This is a genomic window from Paenibacillus larvae subsp. larvae (genome assembly GCF_002003265.1).
Lineage (GTDB): Bacteria > Bacillota > Bacilli > Paenibacillales > NBRC-103111 > Paenibacillus_H > Paenibacillus_H larvae.
The window spans coordinates 192,539-206,973 of sequence record NZ_CP019687.1 but is presented as its reverse complement, the minus strand read 5'-3'; the positions used below and the strand labels follow the sequence as shown (position 1 = coordinate 206,973).

Sequence of the window (14,435 nt, the reverse complement as noted above, 5' to 3'; positions counted from 1 at the left end):
GACACATCTCCTTTTAAAATCCAAATAAGGATCCGACTTGGTATATAACAAGCGTTAATACATAAGCAATAATAAGCGGATACACAACAGAGAAAATGGTCCATTTTACAGAACCTGTTTCTCGGCGGATAACAGCTACTGTTGCGAGGCATGGAACGTACAATAAAATAAAGAACATAAACGCATATGCTGATAAGGCAGTATAATGCGCTCCCATTACATTTCCTAGTACATCTTCTTTTACCGCATAAATAATTGCCATTGTGGACACAACGACTTCTTTTGCTAAAAATCCTGTTAAAAGTGACGCTGCGGCTTGCCATGTTCCAAAACCGAGCGGTGCTAAAAGGGGTGCAATAACTCCTCCAATTAGCGCTAAAAAACTATCTCCCATTTCGACACCAAAGCCAGATGGGCCAGCATAGTTTAATAACCAAATGATAACAGAACCGCCAAAAATAAAAGTGCCTGCTTTTCGTACAAAGCCTTTTCCTTTATCCCATGTGCTAAGCCATAACGTTTTTGCTTGTGGTATGCGATAAGGAGGTAGTTCAATAACAAAAATAGATTTTTCTTTTTTTAAAATTGTAATAGACATTATTTTTGTAACAAGCAATGCAAGTATGATGCCTGCAATGTACAAAGAGAACACAACAGTTGCCTGACTATGAGGGAAGAAGACCCCTGCAAATAAAGCATATATAGGTAGTCGAGCTGAACAAGACATAAAAGGGGTTACTAAAACAGTTAGTAATCTTTCTTTTTCCTGTTCGATTGTCCTTGCTGCCATAATTCCTGGAACATTGCAACCAAAACCGATAATCATTGGAATAAAAGCTTTCCCGTTTAATCCAAAGAATTCCATAATACGATCCATAACTACAGCTATTCGGGCCATATATCCTGAGTCTTCTAATAGTGAAATAAAGAAGAACAATACAAAGATTTGTGGAACAAATACTAATACAGCACCGACACCTGCTATAATTCCGTCCGTAATTAGATCTTGAATAAATCCAGATGCACCAATGCTTGCAAGGCCACTTGTCACCCAATCTGTAAACTGCCCACCTATAAAGTTATCAAATATATCTGACAAGGGTGTGCCGACCCATGTAAACGTAACTTGAAAAATAAAAAACATAACACCTAAAAAAATTGGAAGTCCGAAAATTTTATGTGTGATTAACTTATCGATTTTCTCTGAAAATGGAATCTTTCCTTCTTTTTCATACCACATAACATTTGTTTTTAACTTTTCAATATACATTACACGTGTCTCATAGATATGTTGTTCTAACGTACGATCAAGTTTTGCTTCCAACTGAGAACGAATTGATATTAAGTCATTATAAATTGGTAATCCTAATACCTCTTGTTCGACCACTTCATTATTGCTTAAAAATTGAATGGCAAACCATCTTGGATGCTCATAATTTTCTTTCATTAAAAGCTTCGTTATATTTGCAATTCCTGTGTCTACTTGTTCACCATACGAAGGAATAAATGGCTTAATATCCTTTTTCTTGCTCTCATGTAGGGTAGCAAGTAATTCATCGCAACCTTTACCACTTCTTGCAACAACAGGAAAAACTGTCACTCCTAATATTTCTGATAACCTTTTTGTATCAATCACAATTCCGCGCTGCTTTGCCACATCAATCATATTTAAACCTATAAAAAGGGGTTTACCTAATTCCAATAATTGCAATGTTAAATGCATATTACGCTCAAATTGAGATGAATCAACAATATTTAACATATGATGGAATTCTTCTTTTAATAAAAAGTTGGTAACAACACCTTCATCTCGAGAAACAGGATTTAAATCATATACACCCGGTAAATCGATTAATATTCCTTGCTTATCTTTTAGTTTACCAACTTTTTTTCTACAGTTACTCCGCTCCAGTTCCCTACATACTCATAAGAACCTGTTAACGCATTAAATAATGATGTTTTTCCTGTATTTGGGTTTCCTAACAATGCAACCTTATTCATGCTAATTCCACCTTTATCATTTTTGCATCGCAATGACGAATACTAACTAATTGCCCACGGCACACTAGTGTGTAAGGCCCTTTCAGCATTGCTTTTTGTTTTATTTGAAGTTCACTTCCTTTAGCAAATCCAAATGCAGCTAATCTTCGTTGTAACAGTTTATCTAACGCCTCTAAGTTTATAATTAAAACTTTTTGGCCTATTTTAACATCAACTAAACTCATAACCTCAACCTCCAATAATATTGATAATGATAATCATTTTCAATATTGTACATATCCTAAAAAATTAACCGCTATGACTTCTCTCACATATTTTAAATTTTTGGTCAATTATAACAATATAACGGTTTGTTCCGTATGGTTGACTTCAAAAATGACCCTCTATGTACCTATTCGTAGGCCCAATAGCTATCTACTTCCTTTAAGTGGTTTATCCGGTTTTATATCTCCTACTGGTGAAACGAAAAGCTATAAAACAGGTATGGTTTCTGAACTAAAGCCAACCAGGAAACCGAAAATAATGAAATAACGACCAATAAAATAGCTGCTTTTTGACACTCTCTCCTCATCACCTTCTTATGATTTTGTGCAAAAAAAAGAACCCAACATTGGGTACTGTTACACTACGACGACCACCAAGCCCGAGAGGAAAACCAGGCTTAGAGAACCACTAGTTCTAAAAAAATAAACGAAGTGAGTTCTGAAGGAAGTCGAAAGTGCATTCGGCTTATGTTCCAAGAACGTAAAATCACCGCAAAACGCGCGATCCAGACTCCAGTGTTTCCTCTCGTTACGGCACACTGCCCATCATCTTTCGACTTGTATCCGTCACATATATGTTAGCATCTTAATACCTATCAAAAATCCCAAAAAAGTGTCAGAAAAATCTCACTAAAATCTCTAGTTACCAAAATAAAAAAACACCTGGCTAGGGTCTGTCAAGCAAATACAGGTATACATATTCCTATGCATCTGTATACCTGTATATAAAACTTCTCTCTCTTTGTGACTCTAAACTCAATTATGTGAGAAATACTGAATAGTAAATTCACGAAAGTCAGATGCTACATTAGATAAATAACATCTCTCTTTCCATGAAAGGCCAATTATTCTTTGATAATAAGGAGAATCAATTCGTATTTTTACTGGTGAATTTACCTTGTTTTCCTTCCACCAATATGCGGGCATAAAGGCAACACCAAATCCATCTGTAACGAGCTTACCTATTACCTCTAGATCATTGCTTTCAAACATGATCTTAGGTTTAAATCCTGAACGTATACATAAACTGTAAATGCTTTCTTGAAAGCTATAATCCATCGTTAAGCTGATAAAAGATTCTTCCGCGATATCACTTAGTTTAACTGTTCTCCTATTGGCAAGATAGTGATTTTGCGGAACTGCTAAGAAAAACTCTTCAGTCATTATCGGTATTGAGACGATTCCAGATTGATGGATAGGGGGAGAGGAAATACAAAAATCAATAGTTCCTTGTTGAATTTGCTCCTGTATCTCTGTGGTAGAAAATTGAAAAAGTTGAAATTTAACATCAGGATGGACTGTAAGAAACTCCTTAAAGAGATCAGGTAATAGCCGTGTAATCGTTGCCCCAACCACTACCCTTTTATTTTCTATTCCTTGTAATTCTGCTATTTCTTCTGTTCCTTCTTCTAATTCTGTAAAAATTCTCTCTACCCGGTTTAAAAAACGTTGTCCAAACATATTAAGGTGAATTTGTCTCCCCTTGCGTTCAAACAAAGATACACCTAAATCTTCTTCTAAGCGACTAATAGTTCTACTTAAAGAAGACTGTGCAATATGAAGCTCCTGCGCTGCTTTGGTCATGTGCTGTATTTTAGCGACTTTTTGGAAATACTTTAATTGTAAAAGTTCCATTATTTTATCTCCTTTAAACCAATACCTTTGAATACATAAATACATAACAAATTATGTATTAGAATATATTTTCGGTCAATAATATAATAAATCTAAAGGGGGAACGAAACTATGAAACGCATTTTATGGGTTATAGGGATCATTGCATTTAGTGCTAATTTACCAGCACCCTTATTCCCGATATATCAAATGAAATATAATCTAAACAATTTTGCTATAACGGCACTGTTTGCTATTTATGCAGTATGTATGTTACTCATTTTATTACTAGCAGGTTCTCTTGCTGAAAGAAACGGAACAAAATGGGTTGTAACTGTAGGGGTCATTTTTGCTCTTATATCATCAGCAATTTTTGTTGGAGCAACTTCTCCTTGGATGTTATATCTTGCAAGGGCAGTGGAGGGGATTGCTTTAGGAGCTTTTATGGGGACAAGTAATGCATTATTATTACACTATACTCCATCTCAGTATATAAAGCGTTCGCTCGCTTATTCCAGTATGGCTACCTTATTAGGATTCGGTCTAGGTCCGGCAGTTTGTGGAGTGATTATCCAATATTCTTTGTTTATTCCTGAAATTATTCCTTATGTGGTATTACTTATTCTGTTACTTTTAGCTTTAGGACTATTAATTACAGTACCACCAACTAATGAAAATAAAAATAAGCAAATTCCGATTCGATTTCGTTTAGGAATTCCCTCTACATCTCGATCATTGTTTATAATGTTTATTTGTCCTGCTGTTTTTGTGATGCTTGCCCTAAATGGTGTAGTAATCTCTTTAATCCCAACATTTGTTCACTCTATTCTACACTCAAATAATTTGGCTTGGTCTGGTCTATTACTTCTTATCTTTCTCAGTGGTGGAGCAATTGCTCAACAGATTTCATGGCCAACCTGGGCCATTCTCCGTATTCAAGTGGGGATTGTTTTATTGCTTATTGGAGCATGGCTCATGATTAGTGCAGGATCAACAGCAAGTATGATTTTGTTATTTATAGGGATGATTATCTTAGCCATCGGTAACGGATGGACGTTTCAAGCTAGCATGCAATTAGCAGGTAGCTTAGGAAAACCTTCTGAACGCCCAGGCATTATATCTACGTATTATCTTGCTGGCTATACAGGGATGGCAATTCCAACCATCGGTGTAGGTTTATTATCAACTATCGTAGGACTTTTACCGGCACTTATTATTTTCGGATCAATTGCTACATTAATCGGTGTAGGTATTATTGCCGTTCCGAATATTTCTGAACAAAAAAATTAACTTCTATCAGTTCGTTGCTGTGGTTTAAACCGGGGAAAGCATGGCATTTCCCCATGCTTAACACGGCGAAAAAATGCTTGAAAAGCCTTATCTAGTCGTTTCGCAACATCCTGAAGGACTTGAGAATGCACCTGTTTTAAGGCATGGATATGCCTTTCTATATAAGTTGAACTTAAGTTTTGGAAAAGAATGGTAAGGAAATGTACACCTGCTTGTCGAATAAGATAAGGAAACCCATTCAGACAGGCAGGTATTAAGATGAATAATCAATTCGCATTAAACGAAGTGACACAAGCCATGAAACAAGCAAAGAAACGGCGCATGTATGAACGTTATCAAGCCTTGTATTTGCACCTGAAGGGAAAGTCAGTTAAAGAGATTGCCGAGACCCTGAACCGAAGCGCAGAAACAGTGAAAAACTACATCCAAGCGTATGAAACCGGTGGATTAGCGGCTCTGCAAATGAAGTATTCTCCCGGTGCACCAGCCCGGTTATCGGCAGAACAACAGGAAAAGCTGAAGCAAACCATCATCCATTCGCTCCCGCATGAGGTCGGCTTCACGGCACGGCATAACTGGACGCTTGAAATCATTGCCGCTTTTATTGAACGCGAGTTCGGCCATCGCTACTCCCTGCGAGGCGTCTCTAAAATAATGCATCGCCAAGGACTGAGTTACACCAAACCCACGTATACGTTGGCAGCAGCGGATCCAGAGAAGCAACGTCAGTTTTCTGAGCACACCTTTCCCGAATTAAAAAAAGACTCTTGAACGATGAAATCGATCACTTGCTGTTTGAAGATGAATCCATGATTCGGGACTACCAGGCTATTCAGAAAACATGTTTTCTTCGCGGAAAACAGCATGTGATTCGAACCACGGGCAAGCATCGGGGCGTGAAACTGCTGGCTACGGTGGACTATGCAACAGGTCAGATCATTTGGCAAGAAGACGAGCAATACATCGCCGAGACGTTTTTGAATTTTCTTCAAAGAGGCGTTTCCGTTAGCGATATCGGCGTTGTAAAAAGCAACATCGAAACTCGTGATTTCTGTGTTTGAATTTCCAAAAACGGTGCCTAATATAAAAATTAGCGCGGTTGGAAACAAAAGGAGTTTAAAATAGAACTGTTTATTCTTTGTGAGTAGTTTGAAGTCCAAAAAAAACAATCGTACTAATCTATTCAATGTGTCATCGCCCCCGATTACTCTCTTAATGTCTTCCCTGTGATTTGAAGGAAGATGCTTTCCAGATTAACCTCTTCAAAGCTAAAGCTGATAATCGGTACACCGAGTTTCTTTAGATCATCGACTAAATCAAGTACATCTATCTTTGTAGAAACGAGCATTCTAATCTGGTTTGACTCTACTGTGACCTTCTCTACTCCTTGGATTTTCTCTAAATTATTCAATAATTCCGGGCTGTTTTCACTAAATTTAACGATAATCGTATCGCGTAAAGGCAAACTTTCTTTTAATTCTTCCTTCGTACCCGAAGCAATAAGGGAACCATGGTATCGCCACTCTTTTACACAAGAATTAGACTTCTTCCATGTAATGGCTTGTGTAGATAACAGTCATTCCTCTTTCTTCATTTAATTTTTTGACAGTCTCCAAGATGTGATTTCTGGACTGTGGATCTATTCCAACTGTGGGTTCATCCAAGATGAGTAATTTGGGGTTATTCATCAGCGCAACACCAATATTTACTCTACGTTTCATTCCCCCGGAAAATGTTGAAACATCTTGATTTCTTTTATCCTGTAACTCGATGATGTCCAACACTTCATCTGCCCTTTTTTTTAACTGTTTTCCCGAAAGTCCGTATAAGCTTCCGAAGAAATGTAAATTTTCTTTAGCAGTTAATTGCTGGTACAGCGCTAAATCTTGTGGAACAATACCCATTATTTTTTTGATTTCGCGAGGACTCTTTCCCAAAACCTTATTGTCCACTTTGATTTCTCCAGATGTAGGGAAAAGAATGGTACTGATCATAGAAACAATCGTGGATTTTCCTGCTCCATTCGGACCAAGCAATCCAAATATTTCTCCTTGTTCTATGCGCAAAGAAATATTGTTAACAGCAGTAAAATCTCCGTAATTTTTTATAAGAAATGAATAAATATATAGTTTAATTTTTATTTTTGAAAAAAAGATTTTGCACTTTCTACCGTTGCTTGTTGGCCAATGAAGAAAAGGATAAAGCAAAACAGTGACTTCACGTTGAAGTCACTGCCTCTTTCCTTTCCATAGTTTTTAAGGTAGATATACTGGTTGTTACCAAAGGAATGTTGGAGACTACCCGCCCATACATTTCCTTTGATAGCTCAAAGCGCTTTGCCATGACTTTATCGAAATATTATGCTGCATCTGCCTGAAACTATGAGTCTGGATGATGTTTCAGAAATAACCACAAAAGGAGGAACATCCGTTACTTATTTGTCTCTCTGCGCGGTTAAACATACAAGTGAACTGTGACCCGCAAAACACTTTTTTTAGAAGCACCTCAAGGCCCTTTTAATTTTACCAGGTTTTGATAGTAACACATAGATAACAAAGGTTTCGGACTGCTGAACCCATTAATCAGCAGGCAAGCTTGCAAAATTTTAAAATAGCAATCCTACGGATAAACCAAAGAGTAGCATGATTATTAATTTAATGCCTTTTTTATGTTCTAAAAAAAGCCCTAATGGTTTATTTTTGAACCAGTAAACAATACTTCCAATCCCGAAAACGATATAAAAGGTATTTAAGACACCGTCACTGAATAAATCAATGTTAGCACCTTTAATCCAGCTTCCGATGTATATCGAACCGAAAACAAGTACAACATGTTCGGGGGACCAATTAAAGTCATTAACAATATCATCCGTACTTACAGTTTTCATTCGAAGGGCATCTATTAAATGCTTTATCGCGGTTATTAGTATTAAAATACCAAAACATAAACCTATACCCGCATTAATCATTGAATCCCCCCTTTTTAACCCCAACAAACAGAAAGTGCGCCTACTCCGGAAAGTTCAGCTGCTAGGCCTACTAGTGCTTTACCTCCGTATTTCATTCTTTCTTCCCAGGTAGAGGCTTTCAACATTAACTCAGCAGCTTCAAAAACACCCCCTAATTCTTGCATATATTTTTTTATTTTTATAATTTTATATACAGAAAATACATTTGTTCCAAGAAACCAAGTAATTGCACCAGCACATTTTGCGATTTGAAACCAGTTCGGATCAGCAACTACAGGAAATGCGGTGTTTTCATTAAATTCTACTTTTTGAACTAAATCATTCCCTCTAATTTCGTAATGGGTTGGAATATCATTACCATTAGCATCTTTAGCCCATGCAGGAGTGAAAATACTCTGAATTTGATTTTTTTCATCCACAATAAAAACTTCTTTAGTATCAAAATCAGCTCCAAGGTAATCAGCTGCTGATACCAGTTTACTTCCTTCAGGGATTTTAATATTAAAATTGTACTCTTTTGGAGCCGTTGCGTCATTGATTCTAACCAAATTACGTACACCTTTTGTTGTAGGTTGTACGGCAAGATCGACTGAACTATTCTCTTCTTTCCCTTTATAAACGATAGTTCCGTTGGATGTTTGAACGGCTTCTTTTGTATCCACTTCAGGCAATGAAATCTTTAGAGAATCGGTTCTCCCCCTGATTTCAATTGATTGCGAATCATTTTCATGTGGAATACTGATTGTTCCAGCATCATTTTTAACAATATACTCAGCATTTTTGTTGTTTGATTGTACAATATCATCATTCCCTGTTACTTTTTCGATATTTTCGGCGACTTGTTTAGCTTGTTCTTTCTCTTGTTCAGTTGGAATCGATCCTGTTTCTGCATAAGCGCTATAGCTTGGCAAGACGAGTGTTGCTGATAAAGCTACCGACAGTACTACTGTAAAACCCTTTTTAAACATGTTCATTTCATTCGTTCTCCTTTTCCTAAAATATGGTGTCGACTTCAGCAATAATGCCGATGTCTCCCAGAAACCATTATATAGTCCAAATTATAAAAAAATCCATGTTAGATTTTTTGAATTTGAAAAAAACTTTATAGAACCCGTTTCTGTAGCATAAACATTCATACAAATTTGCAGAAAAATTCAAATGTAGTATTATGGAATTAAATGGTACTCTGGGTAAAGAGAGGAGGAAGAAAAAAATGGACTATAGGATTACGTTGCGTGGCGAACTTGAAAAAGCCATAGATGAAACCGGATGTACACTATCCCAACTGGAAGAAAAGGGCGGCACCCAAATTGGGAATCTGAGTGCCTGCCTTAGAGGCAAAACGCTCCGGCCTATCACCATGAAACAATTAGATAAGCTGACAGAAGTACTTGGCTTACCGGAAGGATATTATTATGAGTTCTACCTTGCGGAGTGTTTTTACAAAGACAGAGTGGCTAGATCCCGAATGGAATCTTTTTTATTCCGCTGCGTGGAACTTGGAAAAACTGACTTGATTATGAAGGCGATTAATATCCTAGTAGAGCATCCCAAGTACACCGAACTACTTTTTTCTGTAGCAGAAAAATTATATCTAAGCGGTTATGCTAAAGAATCTGTTTTCTTTTACGAAGAAGTCATCGAGGGAGAAAAGTACAATCATTCTGAACGCATAGCCATCAGTCACTATCGAATCTTTAGAGCCAGTATTGGATCAAATGCTAAAGAGAATTATAAAGCAGTGATCCGGTTTGAGAGCTTTCGAAATAAACTGCCTGAAGGCTTTCAGTTAGATGCTTTGTTACAGCTGGTAAATGTTTGTTATACTCTAGAATTTTGGCCCATGGTTGAACAGTTTGCTGAAGAACTTCGGGCACTATCGAATATTGTATATCTAGAGGAGTTAAGAAAACTTGATAACAATAGATCAGAACCACCGATAGAAACCGAACGGCATCTTGTGGTTTATTACGGTAAATCATACTTAATGAAAAGTTTAACCTTATCTAAACAAGGTCGTTACGAAGAAGCAAAAGCATGCATAAAAGGATATGAGGACCTCGGTTGGTTTAAACTGTTGGACGATTTAGGAAAGAAAGAAGTCGCTAAATATAGTCAGTTTGCCAAAGGTAATAGATATTGTATAGAATTGCTATTAGGGAATACAGACATGCTTGATGAGTTTATAAATTTTCTCACAGACCATCCTACACATACCTCAGGTGCACTTTTAGTTATTTTAGAGGCGGCGAATACATACAGATTGAATATAGACCACATCTTAGAACGTTTCGCTGAGGCCTATCCTCAGACATCTCATCAAAGTGGGTATTTGCTCATAGGAATTTTAGGTTTTATTATCAAAAAGCGATTTATAAGTTTAATCGGAAGCTGTATGAAGAAGGGTTGGAAACTATTTTATATTGTCTTTCCTTGTCTATTCCGGCCCATAAATATCGCGAATCATTAATGTGCGTTAATAAGTTTGAAAATTTCATTGAATATGCTTCCCATTTCCAGAAAGAAAAATTTAGAAACATTTTAAAGGAGGGATTTGAGCGTGAACATTAAAAAATACATCGCGTGCCTTGTCTTAATGTTTTCAGTGTTATATGGTGCAAGTGGGATTAGTCTGGATAAAACCCACAAAGAGGCCAAACAACCAATTATAGCTTGTGTCGAAATTGGAGTAGAGGATTAAATATTAAAAAGCATCAGCTGCCGGTCAATCCCTGCTTTGATGCTTTTTAGTTTGTACTGCAAACTGTATTTAGAGCGATTTTTGCTGTATATTTAAGTTAAGCCATCATGTTTCTTTGTAGTGCTAAGCAATTTTTGGTTGAGCTTCATGATAAGGAATATCTTGTTCTAGAAATCGAACGACAAGCAATAGAATGGTGGTATAAAGAAATGAAAACACAGAAGTTTTGAGTAAAATAAACCTTTCCAGAGTCTATTTCTTACAACGGAATATATAAAAAACGCTCTTATATTGCTATAAAGCAACTATAAGGGCGTTTTTTTAATAGGTTAGCCTTCTAAAATTTCAGGATGGGATGACCATGTTTGGTGTTAGACTCAATTATTTCAATACATCATGTGTTACTGTCAAACCCGTCAACAATTCCAACCGAAGCAAAAATCTGCAGTTTCAATACACCTTGTGTTACTGTCAAACCCAAGTAAAATCAAGCTTTGCCAAAAATCGTACTGGGGCTGACGATAAAAACTTTGTTGTCTTTTTTCTTTATGGGAGCGGTAGATATGACAAAATCCACATCATACGCTGAGGATTCATATTCCCTTAGCGAGGTAACCGCCACAATGTCTACGGTTGAAAGTAAATGTTCCAATTGCAATTGCAAGATCCGGGAAGTGGATATGCCGTTTCCGCAAACGATTAACGCTTTCTTGCGGGGAGGCGGCTGGGAGCCTTCTCTTCTCATCCATCCTCCGAAATGCATCGCAAGGTAGGCCATCTCTTTTTCACTTGCTTCTCTTCCGGTGAAACTTTCAAGATGATGGAGGTCGAGAATCCCCTGACCGAAACGATAAAACAAAAGTACAGTGAGATATACGAAATTACCAAAAAAGTAATCGTTGCATCTGCGGGAAATCAGGAGTTTAACCCTAAAGGGAATGTCGCCTACCCCGCTTCATATAATAATGTGATTGCTGTAGGTGCTGTTGATCAAGAAAAGAAAATCGCAAGTTTTTCTTCTGTTGGCAAAGAACTTGCTCTTGTCGCTCCCGGTGTAGATATAATTTCGTTATTTTCGGATGTATACGTTCCTTTCAGAGGAACTTCGATGGCTGCTGCTCATGTAACAGGAGCGATCGCGTTAATAAAATCAAAATATCCGAATTTAAGTAACAAGAAAATAGAACAATTACTTAAAAAAGCGCTACTAATTTAGGTAATAAGTTCACTTATGGACATGGTTTTTTGAAAGTTGACTCCGCAATTAAGCAGATTTGCTGTATATAGTTTGTTTCGGTCAGGGGATTCTCGATCTCCAAACCGTATTTGATCCGGTAATAGGCCGGTTTTAAGCGAATAAGCATGTTTTCCTCAATGAGCGGGCGTTCATGAAAGAAAACACAGGCAAACCTTTGAAAGTCGTCTGCCATCCTTTGAATAACACCTTTTAATTGTTGTATGTCCGCATCTCTTTCTGTTCCGGTGCTCATATGATTCACTTTCGAACCCAGAAGGTTCATTGCGATATAGCAGACTTCATCCTCCGGAAACGGAATTAAAAATACTTGCTCAAGCTCCTTGCTGATGTTCACGGCAGCGGCATATTCGGCAGTTGATTTCAACACGTTCTTCTCATCCTGATCGATGACTACACGTTCCCCCTTATTTACACCTTAACCCCCCAAATGTAAGGGTTTCCACTGGTCAAAGAATGTAAGAAGGTTTGTGCAAATCCTGTACAGTCTTTATTGTACATTTAAAACATAAATTCAACATCCACTCATTGACGCAAAAAAACCCGGCATTTTGAACTGACCCCTGTCAAGTAGACAGTGTAAAAAACAAAAAAAGTTGTGGCACTAACCGTATCCCCATGGTTGGTGCCATTTTCTATGCTGCTGAACTTAGAAGGTATTGCCTATATTCCAACGGCGTCATACAATTAAGTCTTTTCTGGTATCGACGAGTATTGTAGTAATCGATGTATTCTATCACGGTTGCTTCCAGTTCCTCATATGTATAGAACTTACGAAGATAATACATTTCGGATTTCATCATTCCCCAGAATGATTCCATTGGGCCATTATCTATACATCTGGATACCCTGGACATGCTTTGAGTCATACCTGCATCGTCTAGTTTTTTCTTGAAGATTTTACATGTATATTGGAAACCCCGGTCACTGTGAAAGAGGGGTGTAGCGTCAGGATAAGTCATATGGGCGATATCAAAAGTTTTAAATACAAGTTCATTGTTGTTGGAATGCCCTACCACAAAAGAAACAATGCTTTTATCCGATAAATCAAGGATTGCACTAAGATAAGCCTTGTTTTGGTTGCCATACTTCATTTCAGTCACATCTGTGAGCCATTTTGTACCGAACTCAGAGGATTCAAAGTCTCTGTTCAAGATATTTTCCGCCGTAATTTCAGGCGTGGAATGGATGTAGTTTTTTCGCTTCCTGCGGCATACCGATTTAAGGCCTAGGATGCCCATAAGTCTGTATATTCGCTTATGATTGACAGTTAAATGGCGTTCCCGGTTTAGTTTAATGGTCATCTGGCGATATCCAAGGATGCCATCCTTTTCCTCGTAGGCATCTTTAATCATGGGAAGCAACGCTTTATTAAAGATCTCATTCATGCTTTCTTTCCGGTTGATCCATTTATAATACGATGAACGTTGGATCCCAATAAGATCACATAGTTGACATATGGGATATGACTTCGTTTCATGGAGCTCGCGTATTGCAAGGTATATCGTTTCATACCTTACCTGGCTTAGAACCGCCTCCTTTCGATCTCGTCCAGCTTTTTTAGCAAATCGATCTCCATCTGCTTCCTTCTGTTCTCAGCCTGTAACAGCTTATTCTGAGCCCTTAGTTTCTCCACTTCGGACATCTCATCCTCAGATTTTCTTTTCCCGCGTCTGTCCTGAAGTGCATCCACACCAGATGTTAAGTATTTATTTGTCCATGAATACACTTGCTGATAGGATACCTGGAATTTATCAGCTGTCTGGGCATAATTGTGTTGATGTTCAATGCAGAATCTGACGATTTCAACTCTCTCATCGTAAGTAGTTGTTCGTCCTTTTGTCATGATCGGCGCTCCTCCCGTTCCAAAAGTGTTCAACTTCTCATGACCATTATACTTCAGAATCCAATCGCGCAATTGGCGAGTTGACTTAATGCCATATCTTTTACATATATCCATGTGAGAACCGCCGCCAGCCAAATAGTCCTCGACAGCTATTCTTTTTAACTCTGCGGAGTAAAATGCATTCTGTAATGTTTGAAGCAATCCGTTTGGGCCTAGCGACTGGTAAGTCTGAAGCCATTGCCTAACGGATGAATGGTGTACATCAAGAAGTGCTGCTAAATGATTAAGCGAATCTTCTCCACGTAAATACTTTTCAACAGCTGTAATCTTTTCTGATCCTGATACTTTTGCTTTATGGGACATGAAAAAAACCTAGCTAGTGCCATTATGTTCTTCATCTTGTAATAAGTTGATTATGATAAAGTAATAGGGTGGGCCATGCACCTCACCCAATAAGACAGGAGGATCTTTCTTATGAATATTGACAAAAAATGGCG

General features: G+C 37.7%; 14 protein-coding genes and 2 pseudogenes. 6 read left to right on the top strand and 10 right to left on the bottom strand.

Annotated features, from left to right (window positions below; genetic code table 11):
- Positions 1 to 13: 13 nt before the first annotated feature.
- The 3 genes and pseudogenes from feoB to BXP28_RS01070 all read right to left on the bottom strand — a co-directional run bounded on the left by feoB (position 14) and on the right by BXP28_RS01070 (position 3,899).
- Positions 14 to 2,001 (bottom strand): annotated as a pseudogene (gene feoB / locus BXP28_RS01080) (ferrous iron transport protein B).
- Complete coding sequence (locus tag BXP28_RS01075) at positions 1,998 to 2,225, bottom strand: FeoA family protein (RefSeq protein ID WP_036658128.1); 228 nt, start codon at positions 2,223 to 2,225, stop codon at positions 1,998 to 2,000. Before BXP28_RS01075 ends, feoB begins: the two are co-directional and overlap by 4 nt.
- A 795-nt stretch (positions 2,226 to 3,020) precedes the next feature.
- Positions 3,021 to 3,899, bottom strand: a complete 879-nt coding sequence (locus BXP28_RS01070; protein WP_036658125.1) for a LysR family transcriptional regulator — start codon at positions 3,897 to 3,899, stop codon at positions 3,021 to 3,023.
- 111 nt (positions 3,900 to 4,010) lie between these two features.
- Between BXP28_RS01070 and BXP28_RS01065 the strand changes: the two genes are divergently transcribed.
- From BXP28_RS01065 to BXP28_RS01055, 3 genes are all read left to right on the top strand, one after another.
- The gene (locus BXP28_RS01065; protein WP_023483535.1) at positions 4,011 to 5,168 is read left to right on the top strand and encodes an MFS transporter; all 1,158 of its coding nucleotides are present in this window, start codon (positions 4,011 to 4,013) and stop codon (positions 5,166 to 5,168) included.
- A 258-nt stretch (positions 5,169 to 5,426) separates the two neighbouring features.
- Positions 5,427 to 5,939, top strand: a complete 513-nt coding sequence (locus tag BXP28_RS01060; protein WP_036658123.1) for an IS630 family transposase — start codon at positions 5,427 to 5,429, stop codon at positions 5,937 to 5,939.
- Complete coding sequence (locus BXP28_RS01055; RefSeq protein WP_077584845.1) at positions 5,936 to 6,229, top strand: transposase; 294 nt, start codon at positions 5,936 to 5,938, stop codon at positions 6,227 to 6,229. Before BXP28_RS01060 ends, BXP28_RS01055 begins: the two co-directional genes overlap by 4 nt.
- Positions 6,230 to 6,372: 143 nt before the next feature.
- On the opposite strand, the pseudogene BXP28_RS01050 reads toward BXP28_RS01055, so the two are convergent.
- The 3 genes and pseudogenes from BXP28_RS01050 to BXP28_RS22350 form a co-directional block, all read right to left on the bottom strand.
- Positions 6,373 to 7,291, bottom strand: a pseudogene (locus BXP28_RS01050) (ABC transporter ATP-binding protein).
- Between the two features lie 482 nt (positions 7,292 to 7,773).
- The gene (locus BXP28_RS01045; RefSeq protein WP_023484911.1) at positions 7,774 to 8,136 is read right to left on the bottom strand and encodes a hypothetical protein; all 363 of its coding nucleotides are present in this window, start codon (positions 8,134 to 8,136) and stop codon (positions 7,774 to 7,776) included.
- Between the two features lie 14 nt (positions 8,137 to 8,150).
- Positions 8,151 to 9,110: a hypothetical protein gene (locus tag BXP28_RS22350; protein ID WP_024093569.1), complete on the bottom strand. Its 960-nt coding sequence runs from the start codon at positions 9,108 to 9,110 to the stop codon at positions 8,151 to 8,153.
- Positions 9,111 to 9,349: 239 nt separating this feature from the next.
- On the opposite strand from BXP28_RS22350, the gene BXP28_RS01035 reads away from it, so the two are divergent.
- Together BXP28_RS01035 and BXP28_RS22345 are read left to right on the top strand one after the other, a co-directional pair.
- Entirely contained in the window at positions 9,350 to 10,606 is a 1,257-nt protein-coding gene (locus BXP28_RS01035) for a hypothetical protein (RefSeq protein WP_051428087.1), read from the top strand.
- 90 nt (positions 10,607 to 10,696) lie between these two features.
- A complete protein-coding gene (locus BXP28_RS22345; RefSeq protein ID WP_155116255.1) occupies positions 10,697 to 10,837 on the top strand; it encodes a hypothetical protein in 141 nt (46 codons plus the stop codon).
- A gap of 487 nt (positions 10,838 to 11,324) precedes the next feature.
- On the opposite strand, the gene BXP28_RS01030 is transcribed toward BXP28_RS22345, so the two are convergent.
- Entirely contained in the window at positions 11,325 to 11,615 is a 291-nt protein-coding gene (locus tag BXP28_RS01030; protein ID WP_077584844.1) for a hypothetical protein, read from the bottom strand.
- Between the two features lie 39 nt (positions 11,616 to 11,654).
- Between BXP28_RS01030 and BXP28_RS01025 the strand changes: the two genes are divergently transcribed.
- Entirely contained in the window at positions 11,655 to 12,053 is a 399-nt protein-coding gene (locus BXP28_RS01025) for a S8 family serine peptidase (RefSeq protein ID WP_158225746.1), read from the top strand.
- Positions 12,054 to 12,066: 13 nt separating this feature from the next.
- On the opposite strand, the gene BXP28_RS01020 is transcribed toward BXP28_RS01025, so the two are convergent.
- The 3 genes from BXP28_RS01020 to BXP28_RS01010 form a co-directional block, all read right to left on the bottom strand.
- Positions 12,067 to 12,462 (bottom strand): PRD domain-containing protein, encoded by a 396-nt coding sequence (locus BXP28_RS01020; protein WP_023484916.1) that lies wholly within the window; start codon positions 12,460 to 12,462, stop codon positions 12,067 to 12,069.
- Positions 12,463 to 12,727: 265 nt separating this feature from the next.
- The gene (locus BXP28_RS01015; protein ID WP_257125689.1) at positions 12,728 to 13,597 is read right to left on the bottom strand and encodes an IS3 family transposase; all 870 of its coding nucleotides are present in this window, start codon (positions 13,595 to 13,597) and stop codon (positions 12,728 to 12,730) included.
- Positions 13,598 to 13,617: 20 nt separating this feature from the next.
- Positions 13,618 to 14,301: a helix-turn-helix domain-containing protein gene (locus BXP28_RS01010; protein WP_036658119.1), complete on the bottom strand. Its 684-nt coding sequence runs from the start codon at positions 14,299 to 14,301 to the stop codon at positions 13,618 to 13,620.
- Positions 14,302 to 14,435 lie beyond the last annotated feature (134 nt).

What these genes read in the sequence shown, in the direction of transcription:
- BXP28_RS01010 (WP_036658119.1), bottom strand. Translation starts at nt 14,301, where the DNA reads ATGTCCCATAAAGCAAAAGTATCAGGATCAGAAAAGATTACAGCTGTT.
- BXP28_RS01030 (WP_077584844.1), bottom strand. Translation starts at nt 11,615, where the DNA reads ATGGCCTACCTTGCGATGCATTTCGGAGGATGGATGAGAAGAGAAGGC.
- BXP28_RS01045 (WP_023484911.1), bottom strand. Translation starts at nt 8,136, where the DNA reads ATGATTAATGCGGGTATAGGTTTATGTTTTGGTATTTTAATACTAATA.
- BXP28_RS01060 (WP_036658123.1), top strand. Translation starts at nt 5,427, where the DNA reads ATGAATAATCAATTCGCATTAAACGAAGTGACACAAGCCATGAAACAA.
- BXP28_RS22350 (WP_024093569.1), bottom strand. Translation starts at nt 9,110, where the DNA reads ATGAACATGTTTAAAAAGGGTTTTACAGTAGTACTGTCGGTAGCTTTA.
- BXP28_RS01075 (WP_036658128.1), bottom strand. Translation starts at nt 2,225, where the DNA reads ATGAGTTTAGTTGATGTTAAAATAGGCCAAAAAGTTTTAATTATAAAC.
- BXP28_RS01070 (WP_036658125.1), bottom strand. Translation starts at nt 3,899, where the DNA reads ATGGAACTTTTACAATTAAAGTATTTCCAAAAAGTCGCTAAAATACAG.
- BXP28_RS01035 (WP_051428087.1), top strand. Translation starts at nt 9,350, where the DNA reads ATGGACTATAGGATTACGTTGCGTGGCGAACTTGAAAAAGCCATAGAT.
- BXP28_RS01025 (WP_158225746.1), top strand. Translation starts at nt 11,655, where the DNA reads ATGATGGAGGTCGAGAATCCCCTGACCGAAACGATAAAACAAAAGTAC.
- BXP28_RS01065 (WP_023483535.1), top strand. Translation starts at nt 4,011, where the DNA reads ATGAAACGCATTTTATGGGTTATAGGGATCATTGCATTTAGTGCTAAT.